Annotated in this window: 16 protein-coding genes; 6 read left to right on the top strand and 10 right to left on the bottom strand. The window is 67.8% G+C overall.

Going from position 1 to position 21238, the window contains the following annotated elements:
* Positions 1-10: 10 nt before the first annotated feature.
* The 3 genes from MRBLMD1_RS15145 to MRBLMD1_RS15135 all read left to right on the top strand — a co-directional run bounded on the left by MRBLMD1_RS15145 (position 11) and on the right by MRBLMD1_RS15135 (position 2063).
* Positions 11-880: an FAD-dependent oxidoreductase gene (locus MRBLMD1_RS15145; RefSeq protein ID WP_364401057.1), complete on the top strand. Its 870-nt coding sequence runs from the start codon at positions 11-13 to the stop codon at positions 878-880.
* 147 nt (positions 881-1027) lie between these two features.
* Positions 1028-1747 (top strand): deoxyribose-phosphate aldolase, encoded by a 720-nt coding sequence (gene deoC / locus MRBLMD1_RS15140; RefSeq protein WP_364401054.1) that lies wholly within the window; start codon positions 1028-1030, stop codon positions 1745-1747.
* A gap of 52 nt (positions 1748-1799) precedes the next feature.
* Entirely contained in the window at positions 1800-2063 is a 264-nt protein-coding gene (locus tag MRBLMD1_RS15135; RefSeq protein ID WP_364401051.1) for a hypothetical protein, read from the top strand.
* 80 nt (positions 2064-2143) lie between these two features.
* On the opposite strand, the gene MRBLMD1_RS15130 is transcribed toward MRBLMD1_RS15135, so the two are convergent.
* Both MRBLMD1_RS15130 and mfd read right to left on the bottom strand, forming a co-directional pair.
* On the bottom strand, positions 2144-2956 hold the full coding sequence (locus MRBLMD1_RS15130; protein ID WP_364401048.1) for a metal-dependent hydrolase: 813 nt from the start codon (positions 2954-2956) through the stop codon (positions 2144-2146).
* A gap of 6 nt (positions 2957-2962) precedes the next feature.
* Entirely contained in the window at positions 2963-6649 is a 3687-nt protein-coding gene (mfd, locus tag MRBLMD1_RS15125) for a transcription-repair coupling factor (RefSeq protein WP_364401045.1), read from the bottom strand.
* A gap of 234 nt (positions 6650-6883) precedes the next feature.
* Between mfd and MRBLMD1_RS15120 the strand changes: the two genes are divergently transcribed.
* From MRBLMD1_RS15120 to MRBLMD1_RS15110, 3 genes are read left to right on the top strand one after another with little or no spacing between them, the layout of a single operon-like run.
* Positions 6884-8389: an SDR family oxidoreductase gene (locus tag MRBLMD1_RS15120; protein ID WP_159632485.1), complete on the top strand. Its 1506-nt coding sequence runs from the start codon at positions 6884-6886 to the stop codon at positions 8387-8389.
* A gap of 44 nt (positions 8390-8433) precedes the next feature.
* Positions 8434-8931 (top strand): DUF2505 domain-containing protein, encoded by a 498-nt coding sequence (locus tag MRBLMD1_RS15115; protein ID WP_159632486.1) that lies wholly within the window; start codon positions 8434-8436, stop codon positions 8929-8931.
* 4 nt (positions 8932-8935) lie between these two features.
* Entirely contained in the window at positions 8936-9157 is a 222-nt protein-coding gene (locus MRBLMD1_RS15110) for an SCO4848 family membrane protein (protein ID WP_159632487.1), read from the top strand.
* Positions 9158-9244: 87 nt separating this feature from the next.
* On the opposite strand, the gene sufU is transcribed toward MRBLMD1_RS15110, so the two are convergent.
* From sufU to glmU, 8 genes are all read right to left on the bottom strand, one after another.
* Positions 9245-9694, bottom strand: a complete 450-nt coding sequence (gene sufU / locus MRBLMD1_RS15105; protein ID WP_159632488.1) for a Fe-S cluster assembly sulfur transfer protein SufU — start codon at positions 9692-9694, stop codon at positions 9245-9247.
* 23 nt (positions 9695-9717) lie between these two features.
* Positions 9718-11043 (bottom strand): SufS family cysteine desulfurase, encoded by a 1326-nt coding sequence (locus MRBLMD1_RS15100; RefSeq protein WP_364401040.1) that lies wholly within the window; start codon positions 11041-11043, stop codon positions 9718-9720.
* 524 nt (positions 11044-11567) lie between these two features.
* A complete protein-coding gene (locus tag MRBLMD1_RS15095) occupies positions 11568-14138 on the bottom strand; it encodes a LuxR C-terminal-related transcriptional regulator (RefSeq protein WP_364401037.1) in 2571 nt (856 codons plus the stop codon).
* A gap of 70 nt (positions 14139-14208) precedes the next feature.
* Positions 14209-16944 carry a helix-turn-helix transcriptional regulator gene (locus tag MRBLMD1_RS15090; RefSeq protein WP_414703695.1) on the bottom strand — a complete coding sequence of 912 codons (2736 nt, stop codon included), beginning with the start codon at positions 16942-16944 and terminating at the stop codon, positions 14209-14211.
* A gap of 109 nt (positions 16945-17053) precedes the next feature.
* Complete coding sequence (pth, locus tag MRBLMD1_RS15085; RefSeq protein ID WP_364401031.1) at positions 17054-17659, bottom strand: aminoacyl-tRNA hydrolase; 606 nt, start codon at positions 17657-17659, stop codon at positions 17054-17056.
* Between the two features lie 120 nt (positions 17660-17779).
* Positions 17780-18403: a 50S ribosomal protein L25/general stress protein Ctc gene (locus tag MRBLMD1_RS15080; RefSeq protein WP_159632493.1), complete on the bottom strand. Its 624-nt coding sequence runs from the start codon at positions 18401-18403 to the stop codon at positions 17780-17782.
* A 291-nt stretch (positions 18404-18694) separates the two neighbouring features.
* Positions 18695-19675 (bottom strand): ribose-phosphate diphosphokinase, encoded by a 981-nt coding sequence (locus tag MRBLMD1_RS15075; RefSeq protein WP_159632494.1) that lies wholly within the window; start codon positions 19673-19675, stop codon positions 18695-18697.
* 2 nt (positions 19676-19677) lie between these two features.
* Entirely contained in the window at positions 19678-21156 is a 1479-nt protein-coding gene (glmU, locus tag MRBLMD1_RS15070) for a bifunctional UDP-N-acetylglucosamine diphosphorylase/glucosamine-1-phosphate N-acetyltransferase GlmU (protein WP_159632495.1), read from the bottom strand.
* Positions 21157-21238: the final 82 nt, after the last annotated feature.

Genomic DNA, 21238 nt, shown 5'->3' with positions numbered 1-21238 from the left:
GGGCCAGCACATGTCCGCTCCGGCACCCTCACCGTCCACCTCCACCGCAACCCGCATTGTCATTGCCGGTGCCGGCCCCGCTGCCCAGGCCCTGGTGGCGCAGCTGGACCGCGCCCGGTTCAGCGGCACCATCACCGTGCTGAGCAACCGCGATGACACTCCCGCCGAGCTGCTGGAGCTGGCCCTGCTGCCCCAGGTTTCCGTACGCTTTGGCCAGCCTGCCAGCCACCTCGACGCGGTCAACCGCACCGTGGCCACGGCTGACGGCATGGAGTTCGCCTACGACCACCTGGTCATCGCCACCGGCTCCGCCCCCGTGGCGAACCCGGTGGACGGGGCCGCGCAATGCCTGAGCTATGCCACCATCGACGACGCACCGCGCATCGCGAACTCCGTACAGAAGGTGGCACGGGAGCTGGGGCGGCGCCCGGTGGGGATCCTGGTGGGCACCGGAGCCGCGGCGGGACAGGCCGAAGCGGTTCTGCGGGCCAAGGGTGTCCGGCCCATCCGCACCACCGCCCGCCCTGCCGCCGTCATCCCTGCTGTCGTGTCCGGTGCATCCGCCTCCCGGGCGCCCGCGTCCGCCGTGGTCTTCGAGGATGGCAGCAGCATGACCGGTGACCTTGTTGTCCTGGCCGAGGAACGGGTCTCCCGCGACGGGCTGGCCGCCAGCGCAGGCCTGCAGACCGCAGCCGGGGGTGGCATCGTGATCAGCCGGGACTACCGCACGTCTGTTCCGGGGATCTGGGCGATCGGGGACGCGGCAGCGTTCGACGGCGTGCGGCTGGGGCTGCTGGTGGCAGCGGCTTCGGCGGCAGGCGCCTGCGCCACCCAGCTGCTGACGGCGGCAGCGGAAGCGCCGGCCCTGCAGGCGGCCTGAGCGGCCGTGCCCCGCTGCGGGGGCGCCGGGCTCTCCTGGCGCTCCCGGCGCTCCGGGTGGGGCATGCTGCGGTGCGGCCCGCTGTGACAAGATGGTTCCCGAAACCGAGTCAACGCCGGGCCCACAAGGCACTCCGAGAGGACCATCATGAGCAACGAAGCCACCGTTCACGCAGGCACCGCCCACCCGGCCGGCCGCGCGGACATCGCCTCCTACATTGACCACACGCTGCTCAAGCCCGAGGCCTCGGAAGCTGACGTACTGAAGGTCTGCGCCGAGGCGGCCGAGTACCGGTTCAAGTCGGTCTGCGTCAATCCCATCTGGGTCAAGACCGTCACCACCGCCCTCAGGGGCTCGGGCGTCCTCACCTGCTCCGTGGTGGGCTTCCCCCTGGGGGCCACTCCCACGGACGTGAAATCGTTCGAAGCCCGCGGCGCAGTCCTGGACGGCGCCGAAGAGGTGGACATGGTGATCAACATTGCTGCCGCCAGGGCCGGTGACAAGGGCGCCCTGACGGAGGACATCGCCGCCGTGGCTGAGACCGTGCACGCCGGCGGTGCCATCCTGAAAGTCATCATCGAAACAGCCCTCCTGACGGATGAGCAGAAGGTGCTGGCGTGCCAGGCTGCCGTGGAGGCTGGAGCCGACTTCGTGAAGACCTCCACGGGGTTCAACGGCGGGGGCGCCACCGTCGAGGACGTGGCCCTGATGCGCAGGACCGTGGGCCCGCAGGTGGGGGTCAAGGCCTCCGGGGGCGTACGGTCCCTTGCCGATGCGCAGGCTATGATTGCAGCAGGTGCAACACGAATTGGTGCCAGCTCCGGAATTGCCATCGTCAAGGGTGAACAGGGTTCAGCCGCTTACTGACCCTGGCCGGAAGCCGCCACAGATCAAGCCCCGCGGGGCCGAGGAGGAACACATGTCCAGCCAGATCAACGCGTCCAGCAGGGACTCGGCGTCCAGCCAGGAATCGGTCCGGACCCCGCAGAACGAAAACAACCTCGCCACCAGCGTGGTCCTGTTCCTGATCTGCTTCGCCCTGTTCCTGGGCGCCATCTACTCACTGTCCTTCCTCACCCTGGGCAACCCGTGGCCCATGGCCGTCTGCCTGGGCCTCTTCGCCCTGGCATTCTGGCTTCCGCAGACCATCTTTGGCCGTTCGGACTCGGCCGGCGAGCACTAAAGGCCTGATCAGCAGCACAAGAAGGGACCCCGGACATTGTCCGGGGTCCCTTCTTCGTCTGGTGATAATGGTGCCGCCGGCTAGAACCAGAGCCTGATCCAGGCGCCTGCGGCTGCCGCCACGCGGCCCCAGTGGTGCTGGGCAATGGCCCAGCCGGCCATGGTCATCCCCACCATGGCGTAGGCGCTCACCGGGATCAGCACCAGCCATTCCCGCTTGGAACCCGCGCGGCCCAGCAGCGGCACGGACAGGGCGCCGTTGGCACGCCAGATGTTCCGCAGCAAGGGCAGCCGGCGGAGCATTTTCGGCGGCCGGACCACGAGCGGCCACAGCAGCGGCACTCCCCCGGTGGTGATGAGGTCTCCGACGATGTGCACCACCACCCCGATCAGCATCGACGTGGGCAGCCAGGTCCACTGTTCCGGCGCGTAGGCCGTGACCAGGCCGGCCATGACCAGCGCGAAGATCCAGTTGGAGATGAAGCCGCTCTTGGGAAAGAGTTTCAGTGCCTTCGCCGCGATGTTGATCAGGAACATGCACAACAGCCCGGCGCCGACGGACAGGCGCCCCCATCCTGTGTCCATGTGGATCTGCGATGCCAGGCCGGCCAGGAAGACGAAGAACGCCGCCCCGAGGATGGAGTGCGTGCCCTGCCGGTGCCCGCCGCTGGCATTCTCAATGCCGCGCGCAATCATGTTGGACAGCGGCGGCAGCGAATGGGCCACCGTGCTGGACCGGTGGTCCCAGTCGCATACCAGTGCGGTGCCCGCGGTGGCCATGCCGCCGATCAGGATGCCGGTGGGATCCAGCGGGTACCAGCCCAGGGTGTACGGGCCGGTGGACGCAACAGCTACCCACGCCGCGGCTCCCGACGCGGCGTGGTGTCCTCCCATCAAGTGCTAACTCACCGCCAGCGGGGCGTCGGAGAAGATATTCCGGATGACGCCGTTGGCCCATTCCAGGATCTCGGCGTCCTGGAGGTCCCGGCCGCCGATCCGTGCCGTCTTGGGCTTGGGAATGAGGATGGCGTCCATGGCCGGCTTGGACTGCGATCCCGGGTACATCCGGTTCAGCCGCATGGTCTTGGACTCCGGGAGCGAGGCCGGGGAGAACTTGATGAAGTTGCCCTGCAGCGCCACGTCGGAGAGGCCGGCCTCGCGGGCGGCGACACGGAACCGTGCCACTTCCACCAGGTTCCGGGCAGGCAGCGGCAGCTCGCCGTAGCGGTCCACCAGCTCGGCCTGGACCTCGTCGATGGCCTCGTTGGTGAGGGCTGCGGCGAGCTTCCTGTAGGCCTCCAGGCGCAGCCGTTCGCCGGGAACGTAGTCATGCGGCAGGTGCGCGTTGACCGGCAGCTCGATCTTCATCTCCGCGGCCTTCTCTTCGGCTTCGCCGCGGAAGTCCGCCACGGCCTCGCCCACCAGGCGGATGTACAGGTCGAAACCCACCCCCTGGATGTGGCCGGACTGTTCCCCGCCCAGCAGGTTGCCGGCACCGCGGATCTCCAGGTCCTTCATGGCCAGCTGCATGCCGGCACCGAGCTCGTTGTGTGCGGCGACGGCTTTGAGCCGTTCCAGCGCCACCTCACCCAGGGGCTTCTCTGAGGGATACAGGAAGTACGCGTAGGCACGTTCCCGGCCACGGCCCACACGGCCGCGGAGCTGGTGCAGCTGGGACAGGCCGTACTTGTCCGCCCCGTCCACGATCAGCGTGTTTGCGTTGGAGATGTCCAGGCCGGTCTCGATGATGGTGGTGCACACCAGGACGTCGAAGCGCCGTTCCCAGAAGTCCACGATGATCTGTTCCAGGCGGCTTTCGGACATCTTGCCGTGCGCCACCTCAACCCGTGCTTCCGGGACCAGTTCGCGGATCTTCGCCGCGGTCCGCTCGATGGTGGACACCCGGTTGTGGACCAGGAACACCTGCCCTTCGCGCATCAGCTCGCGGCGGATGGCGGCAGAGGTCTGCTTGTCCGTGTACGGACCAACGTAGGTCAGCACCGGGTGCCGCTCCTCCGGCGGGGTGGCCAGCGTGGAGGTTTCCCGGATGCCGGTGAGGGACATTTCCAGTGTGCGGGGAATCGGGGTGGCGCTCATGGCCAGGACGTCCACGTTGGTGCGCATCTTCTTCAGCGCTTCCTTATGTTCCACGCCGAACCGCTGTTCCTCGTCAACGATCACCAGGCCCAGGTCCTTGAACTCGAAGTCCTTGGACAGCAGCCGGTGGGTGCCGATCACCACGTCCACGGCGCCGCTCTTGACGCCCTCGGCGGTTTCCTTGGACTCCTTGGCGGACTGGAACCGGGACAGCGGCTTGACGCGCAGGGGGAAACCGGAGAACCGCTCGGTGAAGGTCTCGTAGTGCTGCTGGGCCAGCAGGGTGGTGGGTACCAGCACGGCCACCTGCTTGCCGTCCTGCACGGCCTTGAATGCAGCGCGCACCGCAATTTCGGTCTTTCCGTAGCCCACGTCGCCGGACACCAGCCGGTCCATGGGGATTTCCCGCTCCATGTCCGCCTTGACCTCGTTGATGGTGGTCAGCTGGTCCGGCGTCTCCACGTACGGGAAGGCTTCCTCCAGCTCGCGCTGCCAGGGGGTGTCGGGGGCGAAGGCGTGCCCACGGGAGGCCATGCGGGCCGAGTACAGCCGGATCAGTTCACCGGCGATCTCCTTGACGGCCTTGCGGGCCTTGGACTTGGTGCTGGCCCAGTCCGCGCCGCCCATCTTGCTCAGGACCGGGGCGTCGCCGCCAACGTAGCGGGTCACCTGGTCCAGCTGGTCCGTGGGGACGAACAAACGGTCGCCGGGGGCGCCGCGCTTGGCGGGCGCGTATTCCAGCACCAGGTATTCCCGGACGCCGTCGCCGCCGCCGGCCACCTTGCGCTGGATGAGTTCCACGAACCGGCCGATGCCGTGCTGTTCGTGGACCACGTGGTCCCCCGCCACCAGCTGCAGGGGGTCGACGGCGTTGCGCCGCTTGGAGGGCATCCGCCGCATGTCCTTGGTGGACCCGGCAGAGGTACGGCCCAGCAGGTCGGCCTCGGTGAGCAGGCCAAGTTTGAGCCCGTCCAGGACAAAGCCGCGGCCGACGGCGGCGGTGGTCACTTCGATGATACCGGCCTGGGGCTCGTGGTCCAGGCTGTCCACCCGGGCGCAGGGGATGTCGTTTTCGTGGAAGAGTTCCGCCAGGCGCTGCGCGGGCCCCGGGCCCTCGGTAGCCACCACGATCCGCCACTGGTCGCGGACGTGGGAGCCGATGAAGTCCATCATCTCCGCAACGTCGCCCTGGTAGCCGCGGGGTTCCCGGGCGTGCAGGTTCAGGACGTCGATCTCAGGCAGCAGCTCCGCATCCTGGGCCAGCGAGGTGATGGACCACCAGGAGACCCCGTGCGCCAGGGCTGAGCCGCGGGTTTCGGCCAGCGACCGGAAGCTCGCCGAATGCAGCGCGGCCGACGCCTGTGAGCTGAGGTCCAGGGGTGCCGCCCCGCCGTCGGACGCGGTGGACCACGCCGCCTCAAGGAACTCTTCGTTGGTGGCAGCGAGGTCGTGCGCACGGGTGCGCACCTTCTCGGGTTCGATCACCACGGCGATGGAATCGGCCGGCAACTGGTCCACGAAGGGAACCATCGCATCCACCAGGACAGGTGCCAGCGATTCCATGCCTTCCACCGCGATGCCGCCGGCGATCTTCTCCAGCATGTCGGCGGCGGCCGGAAGCTGGGATTTCAACGTGGCCGCGCGGGACATCACCGAGGGGGTGATCAGGATTTCACGGCACGGCGGGGCGTGCAGTTCGGTGGGGTGGTGGATGCCGGGGGCGGACAGCGAGCGCTGGTCAGCCACCGCGAACCAGCGCATCTGGTCCACCTCGTCGCCGAAGAACTCCACGCGGATGGGATGGTCCTCCGTGGGCGGGAAGACGTCGATGATGCCGCCGCGGACAGCGAACTCGCCGCGGTGCGTCACCATGTCCACCCTGGCGTAGGCGGCGTCCGCCAGGCTCTTCACCACGCTGCTGAACGGAACGTCCTGGCCAACCTTGAGGGTGACGGGGACCAGGTCGCCGAGGCCGGCCACCACGGGCTGGACCACGGCGCGGACGGGCGCGACGACGACGCGCAGCCGGGCCGCCGTCGAGCTTTCCGGATGCGCCAGGCGGCGCAGCACGGACAGCCGGCGGCCCACCGTGTCCGAACGCGGCGAAAGCCGCTCGTGCGGGAGGGTCTCCCAGCTGGGGAACTCGGCCACCGAATCGGCAGGCAGGTAGGCCCGCAGGGCTGCGGACAGGTCCTCCGCCTCACGGCCGGTGGCGGTGACGGCAAGCACGACGCCCGGCTCCGCGGACTGTTCTGCCGCGGCCGCGGCGAGGCCGTCCGCCATCTCCGCCAGCAGCACGGGGCGCAGGCCCGCGGGCGCACTGATCTGGTAATCCTGGCCGCGGACGGCAAAGCCACGGGCGGCCTCGGCCTGGACCCGGGCGAACGTCTGGTCCGGTTCAAGGGCGCGGCGGAGTCCGTCCAGCGTCGGGAGCGCGGCGGACTTGCCCGTGCTGGATGTGCCGGCGGCGGACTGGCCGGGAAGACTCATGGCAGAAGCTCCTGTGGTGTTCATCGAAACAAGCAGGCAACGCGAAAACCCGAAATTCGCTGCGAATCCCGGGTTCTCCCAGCCTACCGCGCAGGAACGACATGGCGGCACGGCGCCTATCACCGCCGGAATGGATCTAGGCTGGCAATGCCGATCCATTTCCGCAGCCTTTTCGCCGGGCAGCCGTCCTCATGGGCGGCCGCTGCGAATTGCTTGGGACGAACAGGAGCCAGCATGACCGCAATGAGTGCCCAGCCAACACCTAAGACCGTCCTCGTGACCGGTGCTACCGGCTACATCGGCGGGCGGCTGGTGCCCAGGCTGCTCGAGGCAGGCCACACCGTGAAGGTGCTGGTCCGCTCCCCCGAGAAAATCGCCGGTGTCCCGTGGCGGGACAACGTGGACGTCGTGCAAAGCAGCCTCGACGACGGCGACGCCCTCCGCGAAGCCCTGGCCGGCGTCGACGTCTTCTATTACCTGGTCCATTCCATGGCTGCCGGGGCCGGGTTCGAAGCGAAGGAAAAGGCCATGGCCAGGACCGCCGCGGACGCTGCCGCCGACGCGGGAGTGCACAGGATCGTGTACCTGGGCGGCCTGCACCCGCAAGGGGTCGAGCTGTCCACCCACATGCGGTCCCGGGAGGCGGTGGGCAAGGTGTTCCTGGACAGCCCCGTGGACGCCGTGGTGTTCCAGGCAGGCGTGGTGATCGGTTCCGGCTCCGCATCCTTCGAAATGATCCGCCATCTCTCCGAAACGCTGCCGCTGATGCCGGCGCCCAGCTGGGTGCGCAACCGGATCGAGGCTATCGCCGTACGGGACGTCCTGTACTACCTGGTTGCTGCCGCGTCTCTGGAGGGCACCATCAACAGGACGTTCGATATCGGCTGCCGGCAGGTGCTGACCTACGCCAGGATGATGCAGGAATACTCTGCGGAAGCAGGCCTGCCCTACCGGGTGGTGCTGGCGCTGCCCATCCCTGCGCCCAAGCTGGCAGGCATCTGGGTGGCGCTGACCACGCCCATCCCGTGGTCCATGGCGGTCCCGCTGGTCCAGTCGTTGCAGCATGACGCGGTGTCCAACGAGCACGACGTCGACGAGTACATCCCGCAGCCCGACGGCGGCCTGACCCCTTACCGGACAGCGGTGGCGCTGGCACTGGGCAAGGAGCGGGACGGCCAGGTGGAAACCACGTGGGCCAATGCCGGCGCCGACTCCGATCCGTTGCCCAGCGACCCCGACTGGGCCGGGCACAAGGTGTACATCGACGAGCGGACGTTCCACGGCGACGTGGATCCCGCCCATGTCTGGACCATCATCGAAGGCATCGGCGGACGCAATGGCTGGTACTCGCTGCCCCTGGCCTGGCAGGTCCGCGGCTGGCTGGACAAACTCACCGGCGGCGCAGGCCTGCTCCGCGGCCGCCGGCACCCGCACACGCTGGTGGCGGGGGAAGTAGTGGACTGGTGGCGGGTGGAGAAGATCGAACACGGCAGCCTCCTGCGGCTGCGGGCGGAGATGCGCGCGCCGGGACGGGCCTGGCTGGAGCTGTCCGTTGAGCCCGACGGCGGTGGCAGCCGCTACCGGCAGCGCGCCATTTTCTTTCCCAAGGGCCTGAGCGGACGGCTCTACTGGCTCGCCGTCCTCCCCTTCCACAGCCTGATCTTCCCGGCCATGGCACGGAACATCACCACGGCCGCGCAGAAACTGGCCGATGCGGACCGCGCCCAGCTGACCCCGTAGGATGTTGGAGGCGTAAATCCTTTCCCGACGTCCCAGGAGGACCCATGGCGCTGAGCGCAACCACCACCCTTCCGCACTCCGTTGACAGCGTTGCCGCTGTGCTGGTGAACGAGGATTTCCAGCGCCACGTCAGCCAGCTGGTGGGGGGCACCCTGGAATCATTCACCGTGGACGGCGACATCGCAGGGGCCTTCAACGCCACCTCCGTACGCACCCTCCCCACCACCCGGCTGCCCGAAATCGCCCGTAAATTCGTGGGTGAGCACCTCAAGGTGACCCAGGTGGAGAACTGGGAAGCCCCCGCGGCGGACGGCTCCCGCCAGAGCAACATCTCGCTGAAGATCGCGGGCGCCCCGGTGGACGTCACCGCTGTCCAGCGTCTGGTGGCCGACGCCGGCGGAACCCGCGTTGAGCTGGAAGGCGCCGTGAAGTCTTCGGTACCGTTCCTCGGCGGAAAGATCGCCGACGCCGCCGAGCCCATGGTGGCCAAGGCACTGAACCTGCAGGCTGCCCAGGCGCAGGCCTGGCTGGAAAGCCACTAGCCCCATGCAGCTTCCCGTCTTCGCCGCGCTGGTCCTGATCATCGCCGGCGTCTGGTCCCTGGTGGTCTGGCCGCAGTTCCTTCGCCGGGTCATGAAGGATCCGCGCGCCAGGGATGCCGCCGGCAAGGCAACCAGGTTCCTGACCGTGCACGTGGTGCTGGTAAGCATCTCCATGGTGCTCGGACTGGCCACCGCCGTAATCGGCGTCCTCGGCCTGCTCGGCTAGGCTGCCGGACCACGCCAGGCGCCGTCTGCGCGAAACAGCCCGGGCCTTCCTCCTGCTGGAGAAGGCCCGGGCTGTTTGCTGTCCGGCTCAGGCCGCCTGGTTGAGCGCGTCCTCGGCCGCCACCCAGGAAATCATGGCGCACTTCACCCGGGCTGCGTAGCGGGCCACTCCTTCGAACGCAGCGGCGTCCCCCAGCAGTTCGGGATCGGCGTGGACCTTGCCCCGGGAGCGCAGCACCTCCCGGAAGCTGTCGATGACTTCATGCAGCTCGGCCACTGTCATGCCCTCGGCGAGGTCGGTGAGGACGGATGCGGAGGCCATGGAGATGGAGCACCCGGCCCCGTCCCACGCAATCTGGGCCACCTTTCCCTCCTGGACGGCGAGCCGAAGGGTCACTTCGTCTCCGCACACGGGGTTGAGCTGGTGGGACTGCCCTGTGGAAGTGCCTTCGGGTGCTTCCGTGGCGGCCAGCCCGCTGCCGTGGCGGGCCTTGGAATGATCCAGGATGATTTGCTGGTACAGCTGGTCAAGGCTCATGGTGTCACCTTTCGTCTTCTCCGCTAGGCGCGGAAGTAGGCCCGGACGCCCGCGACGGCTTCGAGGAAGCGGTCCACGTCGTCAGTGGTGTTGTAGAGGTAGGCGCTGGCGCGGGTGGTGGCGGTCAAGCCAAGCCTTCGGTGCAGCGGCTGGGCGCAGTGGTGCCCCACGCGGACGGCAATTCCCCGTGAGTCCAGGAACTGGCCGACGTCGTGGGCGTGGACACCTTCGACGTCGAACGCGGCAAGGCCGATCCGCTCCTGCCCGGCGGCCGGACCCAAGACCCTGATACCGGGAATGCCCTCCAGTCCCACCACCATGCGCTGGCCCAGCTCTGCCTCCCACCGGTGGATGCGGTCCAGCCCCGTCTCGGTCAGGTAGTTGGCGGCGGCGGCCAGGGCCACCGCCTGGGAGATGCGCTGGGTCCCGGCCTCGAAACGCTGGGGCGCAGGAAGGTATTCGGCCCGTTCCATGGTGACAGTGGTGATCATGGATCCGCCCGTCAGGAACGGCGGCAGGATGTCCAGGAGCTCCTGGCGCCCGTACAGCACTCCGATCCCGGTGGGGGCAAGCATCTTGTGGCCGGAGAAGACCGCGAAATCCACGTCCAGCTCCTTGACATCCAAGGGCAGGTGCGGCGCGGATTGGCAGGCATCCAGGACGACCAGGGCGCCCGCGGCATGTCCAAGGGCCGTCAGCTCCTGCACGGGGTTGATGATTCCCAGGACGTTGGAGGCGTGGGTGAAGGCCAGGACTTTGGTGCGCGGGCCGATGATGCTTTCCGCCTGCTCCATGCGGAGGCTGCCATCATCCCCGATGGGGATGTAGCGGAGTGTGGCCCCCGTACGGAATGCCAGCTCCTGCCACGGAATCAGGTTGGCGTGGTGCTCCATTTCCGTCACCACGATTTCGTCGCCGGGCTTCAGGGCCAGTCCCCTGAGGGCTTGGTCGCCACGCCCCTGGGCAGCCCACAGCCCGGCATTGGACAGCGCATAGGACAGGAGGTTCAGTCCTTCTGTGGCGTTGGACGTCCAGATGGTTTCGGCATAGTCCGCACCGATGAAGTCGGCAATGGTCTGCCTGGCATCTTCGAAGACTTCCGTGGCCTCCACGGCAAGATGGTGGGCCCCGCGGTGCACGGCAGCGTTGCGCTGCTCGTAGAACTCCTGCTCCGCCTCGATGACGCTCAAGGGATTCTGCGACGTGGCCCCGGAGTCGAGGTAGACCAGCGGCTGCCCGTTGACCAGCTGGTTGAGGACCGGGAAGTCATTGCGGATGCGCAGCACCTCGGCGTTGTCCATGACAGGGACGGCATGTTCCAGTGTGGCTGGCGTTGATACTACGGCCAAAACGAACTCCTTGGGCTGCCAATGTCTGACACCCAATTGTCCCACACACGGCTGTGGCGGCCGCCCGGGAGGGGCAGCCGCCACCGCTGCCCCGGGCTTCAGCCGAGGGAGCAGAGGGCCGGCGACGGCTGGGGGGAGAGTCTCGGTCTCAGAAGACTCTGACGTCGCCGGCCCCGTCTATGCCCGGGCCCCGAGGGGACCGGAAGTTGAGAGGGCCTCAATGTCCTGTTCGGCCTGCTCCGCGGCTTCCAGCCGGCCGCTTTGCTTTGCCTCCTTAAGTAAAGCCTGCGGCGGCCTCCCGTACACGAGTAGGAAGTACTCGAATCCCCCGGGGAGAACTACCGGGGCGCGGCCCTCCTACGCGGCCGGCGACCCGTGGGCAGCGGGTAACTGCGTCCCGCGGGAACCTACGTCCCGCGGGCAGCGGGTAACTGCGTCCGGCGGGCAGCGGCTACCCGCACGAGGGCGCACAGGACCTGGGAACGGACAGCTAGGCGGAAAACAGCGCGCGCGGCGGCCGGGACCTACTTGGGGAGGGCGGACTCCAGCTCATCGCGGCTTCGGACCCCAAGCTTGACGTAGGTGCGGTACAGGTGGCCCTCCACCGTCCGTACGGAGACCATCAGCCGCTGCGCAATCTCCCGGTCGGTCAGCCCCTGCACTGCCAGCTCCACGATGTCCTGTTCCCGCCGGGTGAGGCGGACGGCCGGCGCCGCTGCAATGAAGCGGCCTTCCCGGAACCGTTCCCCGAGTTCGTGGTCGCACTTCTCGCGCTGGGCAACGGCCTGCCGGGACCGGCGGCGTTCGCCGGCCTGTTCCAGTACCGTGCTGGCGCGGGCATACGCTTCCCGGGCCAGGTTGACAAAGCCTGCCTCCTCCAGCGAGGCAGCCGTTGCCATGAGGGTATCGCCGTCGGCGTTTTCCCAAGCGGTGGCCAGGGTCAGCAGGGCTTCCGCCCAGCGGCCTTCCACGCCGCGGGCGGCCGTCTGCACCATGGGGACAACCGAGGGGTCACCGAGGTCCCAGCACATGGCGAAGACTTCAAGGAGGTTTCCGGTCCGGGCGGACGCCTCCGTGGTGGTCATCAGCGTCTGTAAGGCGGCCAGGCCCTTGCCGTCCCGGGCAAGGTATTCGGCAGCCGCGGACACGTAGGCTTCGGCAAGGAGATCATGCGCGGGCCAGCCGGCACCGGCATCTTTGTGATCCTGTTCCAGGCGCTTTGCCTGTTCCGAGTCCCCCAGCCTGGCCGCGGCGTAGAAGCCCAGTGCGGTGCCGAACCGGTACAGCTGCAGCGGGTCGTTGAGCCTCAGCGCCTCGACGGCGGGCAGCAGCACCTGGTAGGCGCGCTCCATTCTCCCCTGCCGCAGCAGCGAGTAGCCCTGGAGCAGCTCAAGGCTTCCGTTGAAGGTGGCGGCCCCGGGCGCATTTCCGGCGGCGTAGTGGTTGAGTTCCCGCTCAGCCGACTCCCATTCACCCATGGCCAGGTAGTCGGAGACCAGCCGCCCCAGCACGAACTCCGGGAAGAAAAAAAGGCTGCCCTGCAACGGGGGAAGCTCCGAGGCTGCCAGCAGGGCAGCCTCCAGGCCCTGTACGGGGCGTCCGGCGGAAGCCAGGGCATGGGCCAGCAGCCCCTCGGCCATGGCACGGAGGGGTTCGCCGCCGGAGCCTGCGCGGCGCTTCCGCATGGCGTCCACGTAGTCGTTCAACGCCTGGACGTTGGCCTCGGCAGCCAGCTGCAGCAGGTGCAGGAGTTCTTCCTGCCAGCTCTTTTCGCCGCCGGAAGGTGCGGCGTGCTTTTCGACGTCATCCGCCACCACGCCAAGGGTGTGGCCGAGGGCCTGGTGTGCCGAAACCCGGAGCAGCAGGACCGCCGGACCCTCGGTGTCCCCCGCCAGCGGGAGCCAGCAGGCGTCCAGGAGGGCCGCGGCCTCCGAATAGGAGCCTTCGTTGTACAGTGCCCGCGCCTGGATGGCCTGGGCCATCGGAACCAGCGGAGGATGGTGGATGCGTGCCGCGATGGAACGCGCACTGTGGTTGCGGAACCTCAGCAGGGCCTCTTTGGCTGCCGACAGCAGCTCGTCGTCACTGACCCGGAGTCCGCACTCCAGGGCCCACTCCACGGACCGCAGCCGGCCCTCCCCCTGCAGCAGGGTGGGGTCCTGGTGGGCCTTGACCTTCTCCAGCAGCTGGAGGCTGCGGGAGACGGAGACAGTATTCCTGATGGCGCCGGCAAAGAGCCCGTTCCAGAGGGCAAGCTCGGCCGGGATTCCGGGCGCTTCAACGATCATTTGCTGGTCCAGCAGTGAACGGACCACCGCAGCCCCGCTGATGTCTTCGATGACTTTCCTGCCCACCGGCCCTGCCAGGGCGATGAGCTTCAGGGCTTCCTGTTCCTCGGGCCCGCGCCGGAGGTGGTCCTTGGCCACCACCGCTGCAAGGCGTGGCCCGTCCGCGGGCAGGGAGCCCAGCAGCATCCAGATTCCGTTGCGTTTGGCGAGGACGCCGGCCTCAGCAGAGTCATGGAGCAGGGCATCGAGTATCCGGGGGTTGCCTCCCGACGCATTCCAAATGGCGTCCACAGTCGCTCCAGGGACTGTCCCGTCAAGGGCGTGGGCCAGGACCTCTTCAATCTGTTCGCGGTTGAGGGGACGGAGATCCACGCGCTCGGCAAGACCGTCGTACCACAGCTGGTCCAACGGCTGGGGCAGGCCGGGCCGGGGACGGGCGGCCGCCACCACGGTGGCCCAGCCGGCCGAGATCACCTCGGCCAGCACGCCGGCCGATGCGTCATCCAGGTGGTGGGCATCGTCCACGGCAAGCAGGACAGGAGCTCCGTTGCCGCCCTTCAGCTTCTCGAAGTATGACCACATGGAACGGAGCACCGCGACGGGTGAGACGGACTCCTCCGCCGTGAGCTCCCCCGTATAGGGAGTCAGGACCCCGAACGGCACCCCTGCCAGGGCCGAGCTGGCGTGGATGCGCAGGATGCTCATGCTCCCGGCGAGGCGCTCCGTCACGGCGTCAGTCACTGCCGACTTTCCAATGCCCGCGCCGGCCATGATGAAGACGGCCTGGTGAGTGCCGTTCCGCACCATGTTGCAGATCCGGTCCACCGGCTCCCGGCGGCCGGTCAGGAGCCGGTGCGCAGCCGGCGGCTTGTGGCCATTAGACGAGTCCAGTCAGATCACCCCTTGAAGTCACGCCCAGCTTAGTGAAGACCTGGTACAGATGGCCTTCAACGGTGCGGACTGACACACCCATTTCCATGGCGATGTCGCGGTTTGAAGCGCCGCGGCCGGCCATCCGGGCAATTTGCCGTTCCCGGCTGGTCAGCAGCGGGCTCCCGCTGCTGGGCACGATCGGCAGGTTGGACACTGTGGCGGCCAGGATGTCCAGCCGTGCCTGCGCCGTCCGAGCAGAGAGGGCGTCCCCCTCCTGGCGGGCGAAATCCACCGCAAGTGCCATGCATCGGGCTTCCACGGCGTCGAGTTCGAGCGTGGCCGCGAGTTCGCCGCCGGCGAGCAGGGCCTTGGCATCCTTTGTCCTGCTTCCGACCGCGATCAGCCGTGACACTTCCGCCAGCGGGCCCTGCCGGTGACCGGCGATGTCCTCCAGAAGACGGAAGTCGGTATCGCTGCCGTTCACGGTTGCTGCCAGCAGGTAGAGGCCGGCGATGGTGTGCCTGCCCGCCTCCAGGTTACGGCGGGCACCCTGCTTGAGGCCGGCCACCGCTTCCGAGTCTCCCAGCCACCGGCCGGCGACCAGCGCACAGAATTCGATGATGCTCTCCGTGGCAAATCCTGCCTTGCCGGAAGTCCGTTGCAGCTTGGTGAGGTACTTGCGGGCGAACGCAGCGTTGCCGGTCTGCGCATAAGCCAGGGCCGTGGCCGCGTACGCGGTTCGCAGCGCCGCCTGGACCGGTTGCAGCTCCAGCTGGGCTGCAGCGGAGATCAGGGGCTCCAGGGCGGCTTCGCCGCGGCCGGAAAAAGCAAAGGCCACCCCGGCAGCGAGCTCGGTGGCGGCGCTGCGGTACGGCAGCCGGTGGGGCTGGCCGGCGCTGAAGGGGGTGAGGAGATCGATGCAGCGCCGCCACTGCCCCGCCACCAGCAGGACGAAGTAGGCCTCCCTGATGTAGCGCTCACGGAGGCCGACGATGTGCGAGGCGTCGGTGAGCTGGCCGCCGAGCTGCCGCATAAGGCCCAGGGCGTCCATCTCGCGACCGGTCAGCGCGAGGGCGCTCATCAGGGTGATCGCGGACTGGAGCCGGAACTCGGTGTCCGGGTTGACGGCGGGATCGGCCGCACGTTCGAGCGCGGGGATCATGGCAGCGTACTCACCGGCATGGGCCTGGTATTCGAATTCACTCAAGGAGATGCGGTTCGCCGCCACTGCTGCCGGCGCGGGCCAGGAAGAACCCTGGGCCGTCCGGTCCAGCCGTTCCCGGGCGAAGGCGAGCAGTTCCGGGACCTTGGCCGCCTGCTCCGGAAGGGAGCGCATGACCCGCGCTTTGGCGGCAACTACCTGGGCATATTCCTCAAAGTCCAGGGCTTCAAGTTCTGGCTGGGAAATATCCTCCAGGGCGGAGAGGGCCTGGACCGGCAGGTCCAACTGAAGGTACGCCGCGGCCTTTTGCCGCTGCGCGGACGCCCACCCGGCGTCGGTCCTCTGCACCATTTCCGCGTAGGTCAAAGCAAAACGGGGATCGAAGAGCTGGACCGCGGCCTGGGCCGCCGCCAGCGCCAGCGCCGGAGCCAGCTCGGCCTCGCACTCGTGGGTCCAGGCGGCAAAGGACATCAGTTCCTCCACCGTCATGGCTGCCGGATCCGGCTCCCGGCCGCCCAGCAAAACGTTGCGAAGCTCCCGCCGCCGGGAAATGCTCAGCCAGGTCCTGACGACGTCCCCGATGTATTTCTCCCGCAGCGACACCCAGCGGTGCTCGGAGTCATCAATCTCCAGCAGTCCGCCGTCTTCCATGTCAGCGACCACGTCCGCGCCGTAAATGGCGGTAAGGCTGGAGAGCTCCACCCGCCGGGCGCAGGAGAGCATCTCGATGACCTCCCGGGTTCCGGGTGTTTCCCGCGACCACCGGGAGCGGACGATGTCATCAAGGCTGGCAGCGCCGTCGAGGACCACCTTGTCCCGCAGCGTCCAGACGGAATCAGACAGGACAAGGTTTCCGGAGAGCTGCTGTTCGGTGACCAGGGCTTTGAGCAGCAAGGGATTTCCACCCACCATCTGGTGGTAGGTGCTGACAAGTGAGGAAGCGACGCGGTGGCCCAGCAGGGACAGGAGGACCTGCCTGGTCTGCAGCTCGTTGAGGTTGCTGAGCCGTACTTCGGTCAGCTTCCGGTCCGTGAGCAGCCAGTGGAAGTCCGCCGGCAAGTCACTGGAATTGGGGGCAACTGCAACAATTTTCGCCGTGCCGGTCAGCAGGACGTTCAGCAGCACGCCGGCGCTCATGTCGTCGATGCTGGTGGAGGTGTCCAGCGTGATGACGCAGGGCCTTCCGGCGGCGTCGCTGCGGATAAGCGAGGTGATGCCGCGCAGGATGGCGGTGGGCGACCCCATGTAGGCCTGCGGCAGCCTGGCCAGCAGGAACGACAGGCAGCCGTAGGGGGTGGTGGAGCCCGAAGGCCCGCTCCGGAGCTGCAATGACCAGACGTCCGGACCGAGGTCCGCAACTGCTGCGCGGGCCAAGGAGGACTTACCCACTCCCCTGGCACCGGTGATCACAACACCCAGGGAGTTTTCGCTGGTCAGGGCGGCGCGGACGGCGTCGAGGTTGGCGCTTCGTGCAGGCATGGACCATTGCTGGCCCTCCGGGGCCCCGGAGGTCGGCGTGGGCAGCCCGTCACCTTGCGGCGTTGACCCACGTCCCCAGCTGAGTGGCTCGATCGACATGAACTTTTCCCCTACATCCTGCAATAGCGGGATGTAGCCCCATTGCTCCCCCGCATAGGAAGAAGAGTACCCTGTGCCACAGACACGGAAACAGGGCCGGAGGGAACTTTTACGTTTCTGTCTGTGGTGAGGCCGCTTTGGCAGGGTGGAATTTCTGCTGGGCGGCGGTAAGCCCGTCATGGAGGAGGGACTCTACGGCATCGGCTGCGTCGTCCAGCAGGAAGGGCAGTTCCTTGAGCTCCGCGGTGCCAAAGTCGCGCAATACGTAGTCGGCGGTGTCCATCCTGCCGGGCGGACGGCCCACCCCTACACGGACCCGCAGGTAGTCCTTGGTGCCGAGCGCCTTGGAGATGTCCCGCAAACCGTTGTGGCCGCCTTCCCCGCCGCCGAGCTTGAGTTTGACCGTGTTGAACGGGATGTCGATCTCGTCGTGTACCGCGACCACATGGTCTGCGGCGATGCCATAGAAGTTGGCGAGGGCGGAGACCGGCCCACCGGAAACGTTCATGTAGCTCATCGGCTTCGCCAGGACCACCCTGGGCCCACCAATGCCCAGCCGGCCTTCAAGGACCTGGGCCCGGGCCTTATGGGTCTTGAAGCCGGCCCCGATGCGGCCCGCAATTTCATCGAGCACCATCTGGCCTACGTTGTGCCTGTTGCCTTGGTACTGCGCGCCGGGGTTGCCGAGGCCGACGATCAGCCAGGTGTCTGTCATGGGTTCAATCCTAGGGGGACGGCGTGGACAGGATGGCAGCGCATAGAAGGACGCCGGCCTGCGGACATGGCAGTGGCCGGACCCCTGGAGGTCCGGCCACTGCGGGAAACGGCGGAGTGGTTACTCGGCTGCTTCTTCTTCGGCTGCGGGAGCTTCCTCTGCTGCGCCTTCTGCGGCAGCTTCGGTTTCTTCGCCTTCCTCGGCGATTTCGACGGCCTCGGAGATGTTCACCACGAGTGCCTCGGCGTCGGTCAGGAGGACGGTGCCCTTGGGCAGGACCAGGTCGGAAGCGTGGATGTGCTCGCCGGCGGCGCGGCCTTCGATGCTGACCTCGATGGCGGTGGGCAGGTGGGTGGCCTCGGCCTCGAGGGAGACGACCGTCAGTTCCAGGTTGTGGACGGTGCCGGGGGCCGATTCGCCTTCAACGTGGACCGGAACGTCAACCGTGACCTTTTCGCCCTGGCGGACGGTCAGGAGGTCGATGTGCTCGATGATCTGCTTTACGGGATCGCGCTGGACGTCCTTGACCAAGGCCAGGTGGCCTTCGCCGTTGATGTCCAGGGACAGCAGGGCGTTGGGGGTGCGGACGGCCAGGGTGGTGGCCTTTGCCGGCAGGGTCACGTGGATGGGGTCTGCGCCGTGGCCGTAGATGACGGCGGGGATCAGGTTGGCCATCCGGGCGCGGCGGGCGTAGCCCTTGCCGAATTCGGTGCGCAGTTCTGCTGCGAGCTTCTGCTCAGACATGGAAATCTCCTTGAAGACTAAACGGGGTTCAGCAAGGGCGGAGGTCTGGTGTGACCTTCAACGCCGGGCGGCCGGAAGGCGGCCCTTCAAGAAGGCAGTCCCCGCAGGAGGGACGCAGACCCAGTCGATAACGGAGGTTATGCCCTCCCTCGCCAAGGTATCGCCTAAAAGCCTACCAGTGCGGGGACCATTTCCTTTAATCCGCACCGCCCCCTGAGCTCGCAAGCTCAGGGGGCGGCGTGGGCCCAGACCCCGCCGGCTCCTGCCGGCGGGGTTTCGTCAAGTACTGTCCTAGGCCTTGCCGTCGAAGAGGCTGGTGACCGAACCGTCGTCGAACACCTCGCGGATGGCCCTGGCGATCAGTGGCGCGATCGAAAGGACCGTCAGCTGCGGGAAGCGCTGGGACGAACCGAGCGGGAGCGTGTTGGTGACCACCACTTCGCGCGCGCCGGACTCCGAGAGGCGGCGGGCGGCGGGGTCGGAGAAGACGGCGTGGGTGGCCGCGATGATGACATCCTTGGCGCCGGCGTTCTTCAGGACGGTGACGGCGCCGGAGATGGTTCCGCCGGTATCGATCATGTCGTCGATCAGGACGCAGGTGCGCCCCTCGATCTGGCCCACCACGGTCTTGGAGACGGCCTGGTTGGGGACGGTGAGGTCGCGGCTCTTGTGGACGAAGGCAAGGGGTGCCCCGCCCAGGCGTTCGGCCCACTGTTCGGCAACGCGGACGCGGCCGGTGTCCGGGGACACAACTGTGATGTTGTCCGAGCCCACGCGGGTCCGGATGTAGTCGGCCAGCAGCGGAATGGCCATCAGGTGGTCAACCGGGCCGTCGAAGAAGCCCTGGATCTGGGAGGTGTGCAGGTCCACGCTCATGATGCGGTCGGCGCCGGCGGTCTTGTAGAGATCCGCCACCAGCCGGGCGGAGATGGGTTCGCGGCCGCGGCCCTTCTTGTCCTGGCGGGCATACGGATAGAACGGCGAAACCACGGTGATCCGCTTGGCGGAGGCCCGCTTCAGCGAATCGATCATGATCAGCTGTTCCATCAGGTGGTTGTTCAGCGGGGCGGGGTGCGCCTGGATCACGAAGGCGTCGGTGCCGCGGACACTCTCGCCGGCGCGGACGTAGATCTCGCCGTTCGCGAAGTCGTAGGCATCCAGCGGGAGGAGTTCGGTGCCGAGCTCCTTGGCGATTTCCCGGGCCAGCTCCGGATGGGCCCGCCCGGAGGCAAGCACCAGCTTCTTCTCGCCGTGCGCCGTAATTTCGCTCATTGTTACTTGCCCTCTTCTGTAGATGCCGGGGTACTTGAGGAGTCGTTGGTGGCCGCCTGGGCCAGTTCGGCGGAGCGGGTTCCGGGGCGGTGCGCCGGAACCCAGCCTTCGGTGTTGCGCTGCGCGGCGATGCTCAGCGCCAGGGCACCGGCCGGTACGTCTTTGCGGATCACCGCGCCGGCGCCGCTGTAGGCGCCGTCCCCCACGGTGACCGGGGCAACAAAGACCGTGTTGGAGCCTGTCCGGACGCCCGAGCCGATCACCGTGCGGTGCTTCTTCTCGCCGTCGTAATTGGCCGTGATGTTGCCACAGCCGATGTTGGTGTCCTCGCCGATTTCGGCGTCCCCGGCATACCCCAGGTGGGACAGCTTGGAGCCACGGCCGATGGTGACGTTCTTGGTTTCGTAAAAGGCGCCGATCTTTCCCTTTTCGCCCAGGACGGTGCCGGGGCGAAGGTAGGTGAAGGGGCCGACGGCGGCGCGCGGGCCGATCACCGAGCCGGAGCCATGGGTGCGGACCACCGTGGCGCCCTCGCCGACCTCGACGTCGGTCAGGGTGGTGTCGGGGCCCACGACGGCGTCCCTGGCCACCGTGGTGGTGCCGTGCAGCTGGGTGTTGGGCAGGAGCCGGACGTCCTCGTCCAGGGTGACGGAGGAATCGATCCAGGTGGTGGAGGGGTCCACGACAGTGACGCCGGCACGCATCCAGGCTTCCACCGTGCGGCGGTTCAGCTCGGCGCCGAGGGCGGCGAGCTGGACGCGGTCATTGGCGCCCTCCACCTGCCAGCGGTCAGCGGTGACGACGGCGGCAACGCGGCCGCCTGCCTCGCGTGCGAGTCCCAGCACGTCGGTGAGGTATTTCTCGCCCTGGGCGTTGTCGGTGGTCACCTTGGCCAGCGCCTCGCGGAGCACACCGGCGTCGAAGGCGTAGATCCCGGAATTGACTTCCCGGATCAGCTTTTCGGCCTCAGAGGCGTCCTTATGTTCGCGGATGCCGGTGACGGAGCCGTCCTCACCGCGAAGGATGCGGCCGTAGCCGGAGGCGTCGTCCAGGACCGCCGTGAGGACCGTGACGGCGTTGCCTTCGCGTTCGTGGGTGGCAACGAGTTCCTTCAGCAGGTCGCCGGACAGCAGGGGCACGTCACCGTAGGTGACCACCACGGTTCCAGCCAAGTCCTCATCCGCGTGCAGGGCATGCAGGGCGGCTTCCACGGCGCGGCCGGTGCCGGGCACGTCGTCCTGGTCCACAATGACGGCGTCGGGGTCGAGGGCCGATACGTGGCCGGCCACCAGGTCGCGTTCGTGGCGCACCACAATCGCAAGCCTTTGCGGGGCGATGCCGCGGGCCGCACGGAGGGCGTGGCCCACCATGGAGAGGCCGCCGATCTCATGCAGGATCTTGGGGGTACGCGACTTCATCCGGGTACCGGCGCCTGCTGCCAGAACGATTACAGCGGCCGGGCCGGCATTCTCGGGGATCACGTACGGGCTCTCCTTGCTTGGTTGTGCTGGCGCTTGACGGCGTCCGGCGGGCCAGGCCGCCGGGCACCGGGTGCCATCCTCA

The sequence above is a fragment of the Pseudarthrobacter sp. LMD1-1-1.1 genome, assembly GCF_040676255.1.
GTDB lineage: Bacteria > Actinomycetota > Actinomycetes > Actinomycetales > Micrococcaceae > Arthrobacter.
The sequence above is the reverse complement of the archived record's forward strand: the minus strand, read 5'-3'. Positions and strand labels throughout refer to the sequence as shown.

Excerpts from the sequence above, each read along its gene's own strand:
- MRBLMD1_RS15110 (WP_159632487.1), top strand. The coding sequence starts at position 8,936 with ATGCAGCTTCCCGTCTTCGCCGCGCTGGTCCTGATCATCGCCGGCGTC.
- MRBLMD1_RS15145 (WP_364401057.1), top strand. The coding sequence starts at position 11 with ATGTCCGCTCCGGCACCCTCACCGTCCACCTCCACCGCAACCCGCATT.
- deoC (WP_364401054.1), top strand. The coding sequence starts at position 1,028 with ATGAGCAACGAAGCCACCGTTCACGCAGGCACCGCCCACCCGGCCGGC.
- mfd (WP_364401045.1), bottom strand. The coding sequence starts at position 6,649 with ATGAGTCTTCCCGGCCAGTCCGCCGCCGGCACATCCAGCACGGGCAAG.
- MRBLMD1_RS15115 (WP_159632486.1), top strand. The coding sequence starts at position 8,434 with ATGGCGCTGAGCGCAACCACCACCCTTCCGCACTCCGTTGACAGCGTT.
- MRBLMD1_RS15090 (WP_414703695.1), bottom strand. The coding sequence starts at position 16,944 with ATGTCGATCGAGCCACTCAGCTGGGGACGTGGGTCAACGCCGCAAGGT.
- pth (WP_364401031.1), bottom strand. The coding sequence starts at position 17,659 with ATGACAGACACCTGGCTGATCGTCGGCCTCGGCAACCCCGGCGCGCAG.
- sufU (WP_159632488.1), bottom strand. The coding sequence starts at position 9,694 with ATGAGCCTTGACCAGCTGTACCAGCAAATCATCCTGGATCATTCCAAG.
- MRBLMD1_RS15120 (WP_159632485.1), top strand. The coding sequence starts at position 6,884 with ATGACCGCAATGAGTGCCCAGCCAACACCTAAGACCGTCCTCGTGACC.
- MRBLMD1_RS15075 (WP_159632494.1), bottom strand. The coding sequence starts at position 19,675 with ATGAGCGAAATTACGGCGCACGGCGAGAAGAAGCTGGTGCTTGCCTCC.
- MRBLMD1_RS15130 (WP_364401048.1), bottom strand. The coding sequence starts at position 2,956 with ATGGGAGGACACCACGCCGCGTCGGGAGCCGCGGCGTGGGTAGCTGTT.
- MRBLMD1_RS15095 (WP_364401037.1), bottom strand. The coding sequence starts at position 14,138 with ATGGTGCGGAACGGCACTCACCAGGCCGTCTTCATCATGGCCGGCGCG.
- MRBLMD1_RS15135 (WP_364401051.1), top strand. The coding sequence starts at position 1,800 with ATGTCCAGCCAGATCAACGCGTCCAGCAGGGACTCGGCGTCCAGCCAG.
- MRBLMD1_RS15080 (WP_159632493.1), bottom strand. The coding sequence starts at position 18,403 with ATGTCTGAGCAGAAGCTCGCAGCAGAACTGCGCACCGAATTCGGCAAG.